The 14,584-nt window shown below is 72.1% G+C and carries 13 protein-coding genes; 6 read left to right on the top strand and 7 right to left on the bottom strand.

Annotated elements, in window-relative coordinates; genetic code table 11:
• Window positions 1–60: 60 nt before the first annotated feature.
• Window positions 61–1,851, top strand: a complete 1,791-nt coding sequence (locus tag H958_RS0116850; protein ID WP_051324388.1) for an AMP-dependent synthetase/ligase — start codon at window positions 61–63, stop codon at window positions 1,849–1,851.
• Here H958_RS0116850 and H958_RS37990 read toward each other — a convergent pair.
• On the bottom strand, window positions 1,833–3,068 hold the full coding sequence (locus tag H958_RS37990) for a patatin-like phospholipase family protein (protein ID WP_051324387.1): 1,236 nt from the start codon (window positions 3,066–3,068) through the stop codon (window positions 1,833–1,835). The two genes, H958_RS0116850 and H958_RS37990, sit on opposite strands and share 19 nt — an antisense overlap.
• Before the next feature lie 61 nt (window positions 3,069–3,129).
• Between H958_RS37990 and dacB the strand changes: the two genes are divergently transcribed.
• From dacB to H958_RS0116830, 3 genes are all read left to right on the top strand, one after another.
• Entirely contained in the window at window positions 3,130–4,326 is a 1,197-nt protein-coding gene (gene dacB / locus H958_RS37985) for a D-alanyl-D-alanine carboxypeptidase/D-alanyl-D-alanine endopeptidase (RefSeq protein ID WP_037410373.1), read from the top strand.
• 30 nt (window positions 4,327–4,356) lie between these two features.
• The gene (locus H958_RS37980; RefSeq protein WP_051324386.1) at window positions 4,357–6,111 is read left to right on the top strand and encodes an alpha/beta hydrolase family protein; all 1,755 of its coding nucleotides are present in this window, start codon (window positions 4,357–4,359) and stop codon (window positions 6,109–6,111) included.
• 84 nt (window positions 6,112–6,195) lie between these two features.
• A complete protein-coding gene (locus tag H958_RS0116830; RefSeq protein ID WP_028059531.1) occupies window positions 6,196–6,795 on the top strand; it encodes a hypothetical protein in 600 nt (199 codons plus the stop codon).
• Here the strand turns inward: H958_RS0116830 and ligA are convergent.
• Window positions 6,752–8,752, bottom strand: a complete 2,001-nt coding sequence (gene ligA, locus H958_RS0116825; RefSeq protein ID WP_028059530.1) for an NAD-dependent DNA ligase LigA — start codon at window positions 8,750–8,752, stop codon at window positions 6,752–6,754. The two genes, H958_RS0116830 and ligA, sit on opposite strands and share 44 nt — an antisense overlap.
• Complete coding sequence (gene surE, locus H958_RS0116820; RefSeq protein WP_028059529.1) at window positions 8,749–9,561, bottom strand: 5'/3'-nucleotidase SurE; 813 nt, start codon at window positions 9,559–9,561, stop codon at window positions 8,749–8,751. The genes ligA and surE overlap by 4 nt, the downstream gene beginning before the upstream one ends.
• An 81-nt stretch (window positions 9,562–9,642) precedes the next feature.
• On the opposite strand from surE, the gene H958_RS37975 reads away from it, so the two are divergent.
• Together H958_RS37975 and H958_RS43525 are read left to right on the top strand one after the other, a co-directional pair.
• On the top strand, window positions 9,643–10,662 hold the full coding sequence (locus H958_RS37975) for a hypothetical protein (RefSeq protein ID WP_037410371.1): 1,020 nt from the start codon (window positions 9,643–9,645) through the stop codon (window positions 10,660–10,662).
• Between the two features lie 4 nt (window positions 10,663–10,666).
• Entirely contained in the window at window positions 10,667–11,695 is a 1,029-nt protein-coding gene (locus H958_RS43525) for a GGDEF domain-containing protein (protein ID WP_051324385.1), read from the top strand.
• Here the strand turns inward: H958_RS43525 and truA are convergent.
• The 4 genes from truA to rpsD form a co-directional block, all read right to left on the bottom strand.
• Window positions 11,685–12,383: a tRNA pseudouridine(38-40) synthase TruA gene (gene truA, locus H958_RS0116805; RefSeq protein ID WP_231379279.1), complete on the bottom strand. Its 699-nt coding sequence runs from the start codon at window positions 12,381–12,383 to the stop codon at window positions 11,685–11,687. The genes H958_RS43525 and truA overlap by 11 nt on opposite strands.
• A 63-nt stretch (window positions 12,384–12,446) precedes the next feature.
• A complete protein-coding gene (gene rplQ, locus H958_RS0116800) occupies window positions 12,447–12,803 on the bottom strand; it encodes a 50S ribosomal protein L17 (protein WP_028059527.1) in 357 nt (118 codons plus the stop codon).
• 51 nt (window positions 12,804–12,854) lie between these two features.
• Window positions 12,855–13,844 (bottom strand): DNA-directed RNA polymerase subunit alpha, encoded by a 990-nt coding sequence (locus tag H958_RS0116795; RefSeq protein WP_028059526.1) that lies wholly within the window; start codon window positions 13,842–13,844, stop codon window positions 12,855–12,857.
• Window positions 13,845–13,924: 80 nt separating this feature from the next.
• Window positions 13,925–14,545, bottom strand: a complete 621-nt coding sequence (rpsD, locus tag H958_RS0116790) for a 30S ribosomal protein S4 (protein WP_028059525.1) — start codon at window positions 14,543–14,545, stop codon at window positions 13,925–13,927.
• Window positions 14,546–14,584 lie beyond the last annotated feature (39 nt).

Here is a 14,584-nt window from a genome sequence, read left to right as displayed (position 1 = left end):
TAGCGCGCGCCCCCGGGTAGCATCGCCCTCCTAGGGAGTCCTGAGGAGGAGCGGATCAGCATGCAGGAAGGCACGTCAGCCCCGAGCCACGGGACGGGCTCGGCGACGATCGCGGACATCGTGGGCCTGGCCGCCGAGCGCTACGGCGAGCGGCCGGCGGCTCGGTTCAAGCGCGACGGCGACTGGCATGACATCAGCTACCGCCGGCTCGCGGACATCGTCTCCGAGATCGGCCGCGGGCTGATCGATCTGGGCGTTCAGCCCGGGGACCGCGTCGCCCTCCTGTGCACGACGCGCCCCGAGTGGTCGTGGGTGGACTTCGCGATCACCAGCACCGGCGCCGTCGTCGTCCCGATCTATCCGACCAACTCGCCGGACGAGTGCCAATGGGTGGTCGGCAACTCCGAGTCGCGCTTCGTCGTGGTCGAGGACGCCGGCCAGGCGGCGAAGATCGCGGCCGTCCGCGACCGGCTGCTGCTGCTCGAGGACGTGATCTCGATCGAGCCCGCCGAGGGCACGATCGGGCTGGATGAGCTGCGCGAGCGCGGGCGCTCGCGCGACGCCGCCGAGCTGGCCGCGCGCGTCGCCGCCGTCACGCCTGAGGACACGTACACGATCATCTACACGTCCGGCACGACGGGGCCGCCCAAGGGCTGCGTGCTCACGCACGGCAACTACCGCTCGGTCACCCGCATGTGCGAGGAGATCGACGTCATCGAGGCCGGCGAGGTCGTCTACCTCTACCTGCCGCTCGCGCACTCCTACGCCCTGCTGATCCAGCTGCTGGCCGTCGACCTCGGCGCCCCGCTGGCCTACTGGAGCGGCGACCCGCAGCAGATCGTGCCGGACCTGATGGCGGTCAAGCCGGCCTACCTGCCGTCGGTGCCGCGCATCTTCGAGAAGATCTACACGCTCGTCACGGGCAACAACGACCCCGAGAAGATCGCCGCCGCGACGAAGCTCGGGCTGACGGTGCGCCAGATGCGCGAGGCCGGCGAGGAGGTCCCGGCCGACCTGCAGGCCGCGTTCGACCAGGCCGACGCGGAGCTGTTCGCCAACGTCCGCGGCATCTTCGGCGGCAACCTCGTGCAGGCGACGTCCGGCGCCGCCCCGATCGCGCGCGAGATCCTCGAGTTCTTCTACGCGTGCGGCGCGCCGGTGCTCGAGGGCTACGGGATGACCGAGACGTCGACCGTGACGACCACGTCGGTCGTCCAGGACTACCGGCTCGGCACCGTCGGACGGGCGATCCCCGGCGCCGAGCTGCGGATCGCCGACGACGGCGAGGTGCTCGTCCGCGGCCCGCACGTGTTCCGCGGCTACTACGGCGCGGGCGACACCGTCGCGTTCGGCGGCGTGACCGACGGCTGGCTGCACACCGGCGACCTGGGCTCGCTCGACGAGGACGGCTACCTCACGATCACCGGCCGCAAGAAGGACATCATCATCACCGCCGGCGGCAAGAACCTCACGCCGGCCAACCTCGAGAACGACCTCAAGCGCTCGCGCTGGATCTCGCAGGCCGTGATGTACGGCGACCGCCGGCCGTATCCCGTCGCGCTCATCACGCTCGACCCGGAGGAGATCGTCCACTTCGCGCGCGAGCACTCGCTGCCCGAGGACGTCGCCTCGCTCGCGCGCGAGCCGAAGGTGATCGAGCTCGTGCAGGGCGTGCTCGACGGGGTCAACGCCAACTACGCGCGCGTGGAGCAGATCAAGAGGTTCTTCATCCTCGACCACGACCTCTCGCAGGAGACCGGCGAGCTGACGCCGACGCTGAAGGTCAAGCGCAACGTCGTCAACGACAAGTACGCCGGCGACTTCGAGCGGCTCTACTCGTCGGCCGACTGACGCAGCAACGCGCCTGTCGTCTGCTCGAGGATGCGGCGCCAGGCGCGCGACTCCTGTTTCTCAGAGGAGAAGTGGCGCACGACCTTGCGCACGCGCGTGGCCGAGATCTCGATCCCGTGGCGGCGGCAGACCTCGCGCAGGTCCTCGTAGTCCTTGGCGAGCTTGACGGTGACCGACTGGAAGCCGTGCCGGGCGACCTCGACGCGGCTCGCGTAGTTGAGGATGCTCGTCTGGAACATCAGCTCGTCGTCGGCGTCGGGCTCGATCAGCACGATGTCGACGCCCGGATAGCGCGCCTTCCACTGGCCGGCCATCTCGTGCAGGCGCTGGTAGGCGAGCAGCTTGAACGTCTGGTAGCCGATCTTCGGGAAGCCCATGTCGGAGATCCGCCGCGCGCGCGTGCCGAACAGCGTCGGGATCGACTTCGAGAAGTCGTTGACGTAGGGCACGAGCGGGTTGACGACGACGATGAACTTCGCGCCGGCCTCGACGGCGATGTCGAGGTTGGTGGTCGAGACGATGCCGCCGTCCACCAGCTCGCGCTCGCGCACGCGATACGGGGCGTAGACCATCGGGAGCGCCGTCGAGGCGCGCACGGCCGCGGAGATCGGGATGTCATCCCAGCCCTCGGCGCCGAGCACGATCCGCTCGCAGGTGTCGAGGTCGGTCGCGGCCAGGTAGAGCTCGCGCTCGAGCAGGCGGAAGTCGTCGGTCCGCCCGTCCTCGCCCAGCACGCTCTTGAGGTACTCCTCGACGCCCTTGCCGGTGTAGATGCCCGACGGCAGCGCGTCACCCAGGGCGAGCAGCAGGTCCATCGCGGAGAACGAGCCGAGCGTGCGCGCCAGGGTCCGGGCGACGCCGACCACGTGCAGCGGCAGCCGCACGGCCTTGGCGGCCATCTCGCCGTAGTTGGGCCGCAGCAGGTTGCCGAGCTGCATGTTCGGGAACGGCATCGGCACCTGGTCGTTGACCACCCGCATCATCTGCTCCGGCGTCACGCCGTTGGCGGCGAGCGCGGCGATCATCGACCCCGCGCTGGTTCCGACGAAGACGTCGAACTGGTTGACGGAGCGGTTGACCGAGAGCAGGTCGAGCGCCCGCAGGGCGCCGATCTGGTAGACGCCGCCGGTGAAGCCGCCGCCGCCGAGCACGAGCGCGGTCTTGGACTGCCGGCGCCGGCGCCGTGCCGGCGCTCCCATCTCGACGACGTTGGTCATCTCTGAGCCAGTGTATGGGCAACTTTCGATCGTCAGCCGGGTTCCCTAGGCTCGAACGCCGATGAAGCGCCTGGTCCTCGCCCTCACGATCCTGCTCCTGCTCGCCCCATCCGCGGACGCGGCGACGCTTGCCACGACCCAGCGCGTGCTCGCGCGCGAGATGGCGAAGGCCGGCGGCGCCTCGGGCGCCTACGTGCTGGACGCCGGGACCGGCGAGGAGCTGTACTCGAGCAACGCGGACGTGGCGCGCATGCCGGCGTCGGTGGAGAAGCTGTACACGTCGTCGGCGGCGCTGCTGCTGTACGGCGCGTCCGGGCGGCTCTCGACGACCGTCCTGTCCGCGTCGCTGCCCGACGACGCCGGCGACATCCATGGCGACGTCGTGCTGCGCGGCGGCGGCGACCCGACCTTCGATACGAAGGACCTGAGCGCGCTGGCCGGACAGCTCACCCGCGCGGGCCTGGACCGGATCGACGGCCGCGTGATCGGCGACGAGTCCGCCTTCGACGCGTTCCGCGGCCCGCCGTCCTCCGCGTTCCGGCTCTCGAGCGACGTCGGGCCGCTGAGCGCGCTCTCCTACGACCACGGGCGCACCGGCAAGCGCCGGCCCTACTGGCAGTCGAGCCCCGCCCGCTTCGCCGCGCAGGAGTTCGCCAAGGCGCTCGAGAAGCGCGGCGTGAAGATCACCGGCGCCGCCCGCTCCGGCCTCGCGCCCACGGGCATGACGCCGCTCCGCCATTGGGACTCGCCGACGGTGGCGGACATCGTGAAGGCGATGAACCAGCCGTCGGACAACTACATGGCCGAGACGCTGATCAAGGCGATCGGCGCCGACCACGGGACGGCCGGCAGCACCGTGGCGGGCGCGGACGCGATCGAGAACACCGTCGCGCGCTTCAAGATCGCGCCGCAGATCCAGGACGGGTCCGGGCTCTCGCGCAACGACCGCACGACGCCGCGCCAGGTCGTGCAGCTGCTCTCGGGCATGGCGGGGACCGAGCAGGCTTCGGCGTTCGACGCCTCGCTGCCGGTGGTCGGGCGCAACGGCACGCTCTACCGCCGCATGCGCGGGACGGCGGCGCAGGACCGCTGCCACGCGAAGACCGGGACGCTGCACGACGTCTCGACGCTCGCGGGCTACTGCACGACCCTCGGCGGCCGCCGGGTCGCGTTCGCGTTCCTGATGAACGCGACCTCCACGTGGCGCGCGCACCCGCTGCAGGACGCGATGACCGTCGCGCTCGCACGGCTCGACTGAGCACTCCGGAAACGGGTACTAAGCAGCGCCATGCGCGCCTTGATCGCCGTCTCCCTCTTCCTGCTCCTCGCGCCGGCCGCTCAGGCCCGAGACGCCACCGTGACGTCGTTCGACGGCACGCCGATCCAGCTCTCCTTCTTCCCCGCCGAGGGAGGCGGCAAGGCGCCGACGGTGCTCGAAGGCCACGGGTGGGGCGGCTCGCGCGACACCGACCCCAACAGCGCGAGCAGCGAGGTCACCGGGAACGTCGGCGTCGGCGCGCTGCGGCGCGCGGGCTTCAACGTGCTGACGTGGGACGCACGCGGGTTCGGCAACTCGGGCGGCACCGTGGAGGCCGACTCCAAGGACTTCGAGGGACGCGACGTGAGCGCGCTGATCGACTGGCTGGCGCAGCAGCCGGAGGCGAAGCTGGACGCCGCGGGCGACCCGCGCGTCGGCATGACCGGCGTCTCCTACGCGGGCGGGATCGAGCTGGTGAGCGCGGCCGAGGACAAGCGCATCGACGCGATCGCGCCGATCATCGCCTGGCACTCGCTGACCACTTCGCTCTACAAGGAGCAGACGGTCAAGGGCGGCTGGGCGAGCCTCCTCTACTCGTCCGGCGTTCCGAGCTCGAAGAACCGGCTGGACCCGCACATCACGTCGGCGTTCACGACCGGGCTGAGCACCGGCACGCTCTCGGCCGAGGACGCCGCCTGGTTCGCCTCACGCGGCCCCGGCGACGCGGTCGGGCGGATCCGGATCCCGACGCTGCTCGTCGAGGGCACGGCCGACACCCTGTTCACGCTTCGCGAGGCGATCGAGAACTACGGCATCCTGCGCGCGAACGGCGTGCCGGCAAAGATGGTCTGGTTCTGCGGCGGCCACGGCGTCTGCCTCACCGGCGCCGGGCCCTCCGTCGCGCCGAGGGATTCCCTGACGGAACGCGCCGGGCCGGCCGGCCACGTCGAATCCGTCGTGGTGGCGTGGCTGAAGCGCTACCTCGCGGGCGATGCCTCCGTCGACACCGGCCCCCGCTTCGAGTGGCTTGCCGACGACGCCAAGTGGCGCTCGGGCGCCGACTATCCGCTCCCCCAGGGCGCCCCGGTCACCGCCTCCGGCTCGGGCACGCTCGCGCTGAACCCGTCCGACGCCGTCTCGGGAACGCCGGTGACCGCGGGCCGCGCGCTCAACGCCGTCGACGTCGCGGTCAAGGCGCCCGCGGCGGCCCAGATCGTCGGCGAGCCGCGGCTGACGCTGACCTACCGCGGCACCGGCGCCGGCACGCACGTGTTCGCCCAGCTCGTCGACGAGGCGCGCGGCGTCGTCGTCGGCAACCAGGCGACGCCGATCCCGGTCACCCTCGACGGACAGCAGCACACGATCACCCGCCCGCTCGAGGCGATCGCCGCGTCGGCGGCCGCGGGCGCGCGCTACACCCTCCAGGTCACGGGCGGGACGATGCTCTACGGCCCGGTCCGCGGCGTCGCCGCGATCACCTTCAGCGCGATCGGCCTCTCGCTCCCGACCGTCGGCCCGGCCGCCACCCCGCTGCTCAGCGCGGCGCGTACGTGCGTCTCGCGCCGCCGGTTCGAGATCCGCCTGCATGGGAAGCTGCGTTCCGCGCGCGTCTACGTCGCCGGCAAGCGCGTGCGCACGGTCCGCAAGGGCGGCCGGCTGCGGGCGACGGTCGACCTGCGCGGACGCGCCCGCTCGACGGTCAAGGTCCGCGTCGTGGCGCGCACGACGCGCGGGAAGACGCTGCGCGACACGCGCACGTACCGCACCTGCGCGGCCAAGCGGTGAGCGGACACGTCGTCGCGATCGGCGGCGGGGAGTTCGGAGGCGACGGCTGGATGTCCGCGTGACGGCGCGGCTACCGTTGGGCGCGTGAAGCTCGCCGTCGCGCTGCTCGCGATCCTTGCGCTGCTCGGCGCCGCCGGCCTGTCGTCGCTCCAGGACGACGACTTCTGCAACGCGTATCCGGCCGGGACCACCGGCGCGGCGAGCGAGACGACGCTGTGGCCGCCCGGCTGGCGCTGCGTCTACGACGGGCCGGGCGCGCGCCGCGCCGTCGTCGACGCCGGCTCGGTCCCGTGGTTCCTGATCGCGCTCGGCGCCGAGCTGGCGGTCGGCGCCTGGGCGCTGCGGCGCCGGAGCGCGCCGGCGCGGCTGGCGGCGGCGACCACGGCGGCGCTCGCCGCGGTCGGCGCCCTCGGCCTCGTCGGCGGCTTCGGGTTCGCCTTCACGGCCGGGGTGGTGGTCGGCGTCCCGCTCGCCTGGCTGGTCGACTACGCCTACGCGCGCGCCGAGGGCGGCCGCCGGAGCCGCCGGCGCAGCCTGGAGACCGCACTCGCCGCGGGCCTGGCGGTGTTCGCCGCCGCCGTGCTCGCCTCGCTCACGCCGGCCGTGGCGGCCGCGATCGTGACCGTCGCGGCGGTCGCCGTCACGGCAGCAATGCCAGCAGCCCGGCTTCGTCGAGCACCGTGACGCCCAGGCGCTCGGCCTTCTCGAGCTTGGAGCCGGGCGACGCGCCGGCGACGACGTAGTCGGTCTTCTTCGAGACCGACGAGGTGACGCGGCCGCCCGCCGCGACGATGCGCTCCTGCGCCTGCTCGCGCGTGAGGTCCGGCAGCGTGCCGGTGAGGACGAACGTCTTGCCGGCCAGCGGCCCCTCCCCGGGCGGCGGACCGGCCTCCTCCATCGTCAGCCCCACGGCGCGCAGGTCCTCGATCAGGGCGCGCGTCTTGGGGTCCTGCAACTGCTGGTGGATCAGGTTGGCGACGATCGGGCCGATGCCGGGCGTCTCGGCTATCTGCTCCGGCGTCGCGGCGAGCAGGGCGTCGATCGTGCGGAACCGCTGCGCCAGCGCGCGCCCGGTCACGCCGCCGATGCCCTCGATGCCGATCGCCCACAGGACCATGCCGAAGGGGCGCCGCTTGGAGTGCTCGAGCGAGTCGAGCAGCTTGTTGACGCTGACCTCGCCGTAGCCGTCGAGCTCGAGCAGCCGGTCGGAATCGAGCCGGTAGAGATCGGCCGCGGTGTTGATGAGCCCGAGCCGCAGGAACGTGGCGATCTGCTTCTCGCCGAGGCCGTCGATGTCGAGGATGCCGGCGAACGCGGTCAGCAGCTGCCAGCGCCGCTCGGGGCAGTCGCGGTTCGGGCACCGCGTGAACACCGAGGCCTCGGCCTTGAGGGTCGGCGTGCCGCAGAACGGGCAGTGCTCGGGGACCTTCGGCGGCGGTGAGCGATCCGGCCGCTCGGCCTCGTGCGGGGCGGGCGAGATCACCTGCGGGATCACGTCGCCGGCGCGCAGGACGATCACGCGGTCGCCCTCGCGCACGTCCTTGCGGGCCAGGTCCTCCTCGTTGTGCAGCGTCGCCGCCTTCACCGTCACGCCGCCGACGTGCACGGGCTCGAGCGCGGCGAACGGGTGGAAGTCGCCGAACTTGCCGACGTTCCAGTTGATCGCGTTCAGCCGCGTCACCGCCGTCGTGGGCGGGAACTTCCACGCGATCGCCCAGCGCGGATCGCGCCCGACCACGCCCAGCCGCCGCTGCAGCTCGAAGTCGTCCACCTTCACCACGACGCCGTCGATCTCGAAGTCCAGCGCGCCGCGGCGCTCCTGCCACTGCAGGCACTGCGCGACGACCTCGTCCTCGGTCGCGAGCCTCTTGACGTCGCCGTTGACGCGGAAGCCGTGCGCGCGCAGCCACTCGAGCGCCTCCCAGTGCGAGGAGAGCGAGAGCCCCTCGGTGGCGCCGATGCCGTAGCACCACATCGACAGCGGCCGCTCGGCGGCGAGCGCCGGATCGAGCTGGCGGATCGTTCCCGCCGCCGAGTTGCGCGGGTTCATGAAGGTGGACAGGCCGGCCTCCGCCCGCCGCTCATTGAGCGCGGCGAAGTCCGGCAGCGACATGTAGACCTCGCCGCGCACCTCGAGCAGCGGCGGCGCGTCCTCGATGCCCAGCGGGATCGACGGGATCGTGCGCAGATTGTGCGTGACGTCCTCGCCGATCTCGCCGTCGCCGCGCGTGGCGCCCCGCTCCAGCACGCCGTCGCGGTAGAGCAGCGAGATCGCCAGGCCGTCGATCTTCGGCTCGGCGACGAACTCGAACGCCGGGTCCTCGATCCCCTCGCGCGCAAGGTGGTTGCGCATCCGCTCGACCCATGCGCGCAGCTCGCCCTCCGAGCGGGCGTTGGCCAGCGAGAGCATCGGCTGCAGGTGCGCGACCTTCTCGAGCCGGCCGACCGGCGTGCCGCCGACCCGCTGGGTGGGCGAGTCGGGCGTGACGAGCTCGGGGTGCTCGGCCTCGATCGCGCGCAGCTCGTCGAGCAGCTTGTCGTACTCCTCGTCGCCGATGACCGGGTCGTCGAGGACGTAGTAACGGTGCCCGTGGTAGACGAGCTCCTTGCGCAGCTCGGCGGCGCGCTCGGCCCGGCTCATGCCGGAGGGGTGGGGGCGAGTAAGCGCGCGAGGTCGTACGCCCTGAGCTCCTCCATCCCGTGCTCGGCGGTCAGGTCGAAGTGCAGCGGCGTGACGGCGATGCGCCCCGCCGAGACGGCCGCGAGATCGGTCCCCGCCTCGTCGTCATGGACCGGGGAGTCGCCGTAGATGCGGTACAGGCGGCGGCCGGTGTCCTCCTCGATCAGGTCGAGGCTGTCGCGGTAGATGCGCTTGCCGAGCCGCGCCACCTCGACGCCGCCGATCTCGCCGGCGGGCACGTTGACGTTGAGCAGCGTGCCCTCGGGCAGCGGGACGTCGTCGAGCCGGTCGACGACCTGGGCGGCGAACGCGGCGGCGTTCTCGAAGTCGAACAGGTGGCCGAGGCGGAAGTCCATCTCGCGCCTCGTCGACTGCTGGGAGACGGCGATGCCCGGGATGCCCAGCACGACGCCCTCGAGCGCCGCCGCGACGGTACCGGAGTAGGTGATGTCGTCGCCGAGGTTGGCGCCGTGGTTGATGCCCGACACGATCACGTCCGGCTCGAAGCCCTCGATCAGGCCGAGGCTCGCGAGCCGCACGCAGTCGACCGGCGTGCCGTCGCACGCGTACCCGACGGTGCCGTCCTCGAACGGCACCTCGGCGACCCACAGCGGCCGCCGGAACGTGATCGAGCGCGCCGTCGCCGAGCGGTTGCCGTCGGGCGCGACCACCGCGAGCTCGACGTCCTCCAGTCGCGCGAGCGCGCGCCTGAGCGCCTGCAGCCCCTCGGCGTCGATCCCGTCATCATTGGTCAGCAGCACGCGCGGCATCGGTCGGGAGGATAGGCGGCGCGGGCGAGCCTCGACGGACGGCCAGGGGCGCGAGCAGACGCCGCGCCTACGGTTGACCGGATGCCGTCGCGCGCGTACGCCCTGCTGCTCGTCGCCGGCGCCCTCTGCCTGCTGGCGGCGGGCTTCACGTTCTACGGCCGCCACACGGTGCTCGACGAGCAGGCGTTCGCCGCGCGCGCCACGGGCACTCTGGCGCAGGACGAGGTCCGCGACGAGATCGCCGCTCGCATCGCGGGGCGGCTCGTCGAGGCGCATCCGGGGCTCGCGGAGCTGCGGCCCGTGCTCGATGCGGCCGCGGCGGACATCGTGGCGACACCGCGCTTCGCGCAGGAGTTCCGGCGCGGCGCGGCGCGGATGCACCACACCCTGTTCGCCGACTCGCACAGCACGGTCCAGTTCGTGCTGCCCGGGGCAGGCGAGGAGCTGTCGGCGGCGGTCGAGAACCACTCGGAATCGGCGGCGCGGACGGTGCCGGACGGCGATCCCGACCTGCTCGCGATCGGCGGCGGCCGGCTCGAGACGACGCTGCGCCGGATCGCTCCGGCCGCGCGCAGCCTCGCGGGCCTGGCGCTGCCGGCGCTCGCCGCCGGAATCGTCCTGCTGGGCCTGGCCGTGCGGCGCGCCCCGACGCGGCGACGCGGCCTGCGCGGCGCCGCGATGGCGGTCGCGGCGATCGGCGGCGCGACGCTCGCGGCGGTGACGATCGCCCGGTCGCTGCTGCTCGCGACCTTCGACACGAGCCACGGCGATGCCGTCGTGGGCACGATCTGGAGCGCGTATCTCGGCGACCTGCGGCTGTGGGCGGTCGCCGTCGGCGCGATCGGGTTGATCCTCGCGGCGACCGCCGAGCCGGGAACGCCAGGCGCCTGGCGCCGGGTGCTCGCGCGGGTCGCCCATCCCGAGCGGCCCGGAGCGCGGCTGGCTCGCGCCGGCGCGCTGCTGCTCGTCGCGATCCTGCTGCTGACCGCCCCCGAGGTGCCCGTGAACCTCGGAATCGTCGGCCTTGCGGGCCTGTTGGTCTTCACCGCCGCCGCGGAGGTCGCGCGCCTGCGACCTGCGCGGCGATCTGCCGATTACTGAAGATATGGATCGTGGGAGCCGGCTCGTCGGCGTCGACGTCGCCGACGAGCGGGAGCTGGCCGGCAAGGTCGTCGGCTGGATGTTCGTCATGAGCACGATCGTCGCCCTCGTGCTGCCGCTCATCCCCGGCGTCGAGGGCAAGGCGATCACGCCGACGACGCCGATCGCCGGCGTCGCGCTGGTCTTCGGCGTGGTCGCGTTGCGGCGCATCCGCTGGGCCAACGTTGCCGGCGGCGTGATCCACGGCGCCGTCCTCGCCGGGGCGCTGGGGATCGCGATCGCGACGTCCGACAACGGCGGCGCGAACTCGCCGGCGCGCTTCCTGCTGATGCTCGTGCTCGTCTTCAGCGGCTACTTCTTCCCCGGGAGCGAGGCATGGCCGTATCTCGGGCTCGTGCTGTTCCTGCACGCGCTGCCGCTCGTCTACGACCGCCACGCGGTCGACGGCGGCCTGCTCGGCGAGCTGCTCGTGGTCACGCCCTGCTACTGCCTGCTGATGTTCCTGCTCGTCTCCGGCAAGCGCGGGATGGTCGAGCTGCGGGCGCGGGCCGACGACCTCGCGCGGCGCGACCCGCTCACCGGGCTCGCCAACCGGCGCGCGCTGCTGGAGTCGATCGGCGCCGGTCCGGCGCGGCGCGCGGGCGACCAGCTCGGCCTGCTGCTGCTCGACGTCGACGACTTCAAGCTCGCCAACACGCTCCACGGTCACCCCGGCGGCGATCGCGCGCTGCGCTTCGTCGCGCTGTCGCTGCGGTCGCTCGCGCGGGAGAGCGACCTGCCGGCGCGGCTGGGCGGCGACGAGTTCGCGCTGCTCGTGCACGGGGCGACGCCCGACGGCATGGACGCGCTGGCGCAGCGGATCCTGGAGACGGTCCGGGCGAGCGACGACTCGCTCGGGCTGCCGGGCTTCGTCCTGCGCGTGAGCGCGGGGTGGGCGCTCGGCGAGCCGGATGCCGACGCGCTGCTCGCCGCCGCCGACGGCGCGCTGCTGCGCGCCAAGCGCACGGGCAAGAACCGGGCGCTCAGTATCTGACCGACGCGAGGTAGAGGCCGTGCGGCGGCGCCGTCGTTCCGGCCTCGGCGCGCGGGCGGCCCTCCAGCAGGGTTGCGAAGGACTGCGGGCTGCGGCGTCCCTGAGCGACCTCGAGCATCGTGCCGACGAGCACGCGGTTCATGTTGCGCATGAACGCGTCGGCCTCGATCCAGAACTCCAGCACGTCGCCGCGGCGCTCCCAACGGGCGTCGACGACGTCGCGCTCGAAGCGCTGGTGGTAGGTCTCAGTGGGCGTGAAGGCGGTGAAGTCGTGCCTGCCGCGCAGGGCGCGCGCGCATGCGTCCAGCGCGTCGAGGTCCGCCGCGTGCGGCCACCAGAGCGCGCGGCCGCGCTCGAACGGCGACGGCTGGGCGCGGTGCAGGACGCGGTAGACGTAGGTGCGCGCGACGGCGTCGTGACGGGCGCTGAAGCCCGGCCCGGCCTCCTCGGCTGCGGTCACCTTGATCTCGGGCGGCAGGACCGCGTTGACGCCGCGCAGGCTCGGCAGCGGGCCGTCGTAGGAGACGACCTGGCCGAGCGCGTGGACGCCGCGGTCGGTGCGGCCGGCCACCGTGATGCGCACGGGCTGCCGCAGGACGGTCTCGAGCGCCTTAACGACCTCGGCGGCCACCGTCCGCTCGCCGGGCTGCGCAGCCCAGCCCGCGAAGGGGCCGCCGTCGTACTCCAGAGTGAGCTTCGTGCCCAGTGCCTAAGGCCGGATGATCGGGGTGGGGCGGAGGGGCTGCTTGCCTTACACGAGCTCGAGGTAGACCATCTCGGTCGCGTCCGACGGGCGCGGGCCGAGCTTGAGGATCCGGGTGTAGCCGCCCGGACGCTCCTTGTAGCGCGGGGCGATCTCCTCGAAGAGCTTGTAGATGACGCCCTTGTCGGGGTGCTGGAGGATCGAGGTCGCCTGCCGGCGAGCGTGCAGGTCGCCCTTGCGGGCGAGCGTGATCAGCTTCTCGATCTCCGGCTTGACCGCCTTGGCCTTGGCCTCGGAGGTCTTGATCCGCTCGTGGTCGATGACCTCGATGCAGAGGTTCGCGAGCAGCGCCTTGCGGTGCGCGCTGTCGCGGGAGAGCTTGTGGCGGGTCTTCTGATGTCTCATGAAGTTAAGGTCGGATGATCGGGGTGGGGCGAAGGGGATGCCCTGCCTTCACTAATCCGTGCGCAGCGTCAGGCCCCGCTGCGAGAGGGTCTCGATCACCTCGTCGATCGACTTCTTGCCGAAGTTCGGGATGGCGGCGAGCTCGCCCTCCGACTTCGACACGAGGTCGCCGACCGTTTGGATTCCAGCGCGCTTGAGGCAGTTGTACGAACGGACGCCCAGCTCGAGCTCCTCGATCAGGATGTCGTCCATGGGGCCGCCACCACCCGAGCGGCCGCCGGGAGAGAGGACGCCGCCGCCGGCGCCGTTCTCGAGCGTGCCGAGGGGGCCGCCGGGACCCGCGCGCAGGTCCTCGATCCGGTCCTCGTCGGTGAAGATCGACAGGCTGGAGATCAGGATCTCGGCGGCCTCGCGCAGCGCGGCCTGGGGATCGATCGAGCCGTCGGTCTCGATGTCCAGCGTCAGCTTGTCGAAGTCGGTGCGCTGCCCGACGCGGGCCTGCTCGACCGAGTAGGCGACGCGGCGGACCGGGCTGAAGATCGAGTCGATCGGGATCACGCCGATCGGCTGATCGGGCGACTTGTTCTCCTCGGCCGGCCGGTAGCCGCGGCCGCGCCCGATCGTCAGGTACAGCTCGAGCTTGGTCTTCTTGTCGAGCGTGGCGATGTGAGCGTCCGGGTTGAGGATCTCGACGCCCGAGGGCAAGTCGATGTCGCGCGCGGTGATCTCACCGGGACCGGTGACCACCAGCGGCGCCTCGACCTCGGTCGCGTCGGAGTGCATCCGGCAGACGATGCCCTTGAGGTTGAGGACGATGTCGGTCACGTCCTCCGTCACGCCCTTGATCGTCGAGAACTCGTGCGCCACCCCCTCGATCCGAACCGAGGTCACGGCGGCGCCCGCGAGGCTGGCGAGCAGCACGCGCCGCAGCGAGTTCCCGAACGTGTAGCCGAAGCCGCGGTCGAGCGGCTCCACCACGAACTGCCCGCGGTTCTCTTCAACCGATTCGGACGTGATTCGGGGGATCTGGAAGTCGAGCATCAGGGTCCTAACGTCGTTCTCTGTGTGGGGAGCGGGACCCCGGCGCGCCGTGTGCGCAGCCGGGGGTTCAGGGGAGCTGGTTACTTCGAATAGAGCTCGACGATGAGCTGCTCCTGCACCGGCGCGGCGATCTCCGCGCGCTCGGGCCGGCGCAGCACCTTCGCGGTGAGCTGGTCGTGGTCGGCCTGCAGCCAGGCGGGGACCTGAGCGACGAGCTCGGTCGCGTCGCGGATCACGGTCTCGGCATCGGAGCCGGGCTTGAACGTGATCACGTCGTTCTCGCGCACCTGGTAGGACGGGATGTCCACCCGGCGCCCGTTGACGGCCCAGTGGCCGTGGCGGATGAGCTGGCGCGCCTGGCGGCGCGACGCGGCGAATCCGAGGCGCACGAGCACGTTGTCGAAGCGGCACTCGAGGATTCGCAGGAGGTTCTCGCCCGTGATGCCGCTCTGGCGCGAGGCCTTCTCGTAATAGTTGCGGAACTGCTTCTCCAGCACGCCGTAGTAGCGGCGGGCCTTCTGCTTCTCACGCAGCTGGACGCGGTACTCGGACTGCTTCTGGCGCCCACGGCCATGATCGCCCGGCGGGTAGGAGCGACGCTCGACGCCGCACTTGTCGGTGAGGCAGCGCTCGCCCTTGAGGAACAGCTTCTGGCCCTCGCGGCGGCACTGCTTGCACTGGGGTGACGTATCGCGTGCCATGTCAAAGTCTGTCCGGGTGGGAGCGGCGGGGCTCGTTGG

The sequence above is a fragment of the Candidatus Solirubrobacter pratensis genome (genome assembly GCF_000425945.1).
GTDB classification, from domain to species: Bacteria; Actinomycetota; Thermoleophilia; order Solirubrobacterales; family Solirubrobacteraceae; genus Solirubrobacter; species Solirubrobacter pratensis.
This window is presented reverse-complemented; position numbering and strand designations above follow the sequence as displayed.

Bases quoted from the DNA above. Each gene is read 5' to 3' on its own strand.
- H958_RS0116850 (WP_051324388.1), top strand. From the start codon at position 61: ATGCAGGAAGGCACGTCAGCCCCGAGCCACGGGACGGGCTCGGCGACG.
- H958_RS37990 (WP_051324387.1), bottom strand. From the start codon at position 3,068: ATGACCAACGTCGTCGAGATGGGAGCGCCGGCACGGCGCCGGCGCCGG.
- dacB (WP_037410373.1), top strand. From the start codon at position 3,130: ATGAAGCGCCTGGTCCTCGCCCTCACGATCCTGCTCCTGCTCGCCCCA.
- H958_RS37980 (WP_051324386.1), top strand. From the start codon at position 4,357: ATGCGCGCCTTGATCGCCGTCTCCCTCTTCCTGCTCCTCGCGCCGGCC.
- ligA (WP_028059530.1), bottom strand. From the start codon at position 8,752: ATGAGCCGGGCCGAGCGCGCCGCCGAGCTGCGCAAGGAGCTCGTCTAC.
- surE (WP_028059529.1), bottom strand. From the start codon at position 9,561: ATGCCGCGCGTGCTGCTGACCAATGATGACGGGATCGACGCCGAGGGG.
- H958_RS37975 (WP_037410371.1), top strand. From the start codon at position 9,643: ATGCCGTCGCGCGCGTACGCCCTGCTGCTCGTCGCCGGCGCCCTCTGC.
- H958_RS43525 (WP_051324385.1), top strand. From the start codon at position 10,667: ATGGATCGTGGGAGCCGGCTCGTCGGCGTCGACGTCGCCGACGAGCGG.
- rplQ (WP_028059527.1), bottom strand. From the start codon at position 12,803: ATGAGACATCAGAAGACCCGCCACAAGCTCTCCCGCGACAGCGCGCAC.
- H958_RS0116795 (WP_028059526.1), bottom strand. From the start codon at position 13,844: ATGCTCGACTTCCAGATCCCCCGAATCACGTCCGAATCGGTTGAAGAG.
- rpsD (WP_028059525.1), bottom strand. From the start codon at position 14,545: ATGGCACGCGATACGTCACCCCAGTGCAAGCAGTGCCGCCGCGAGGGC.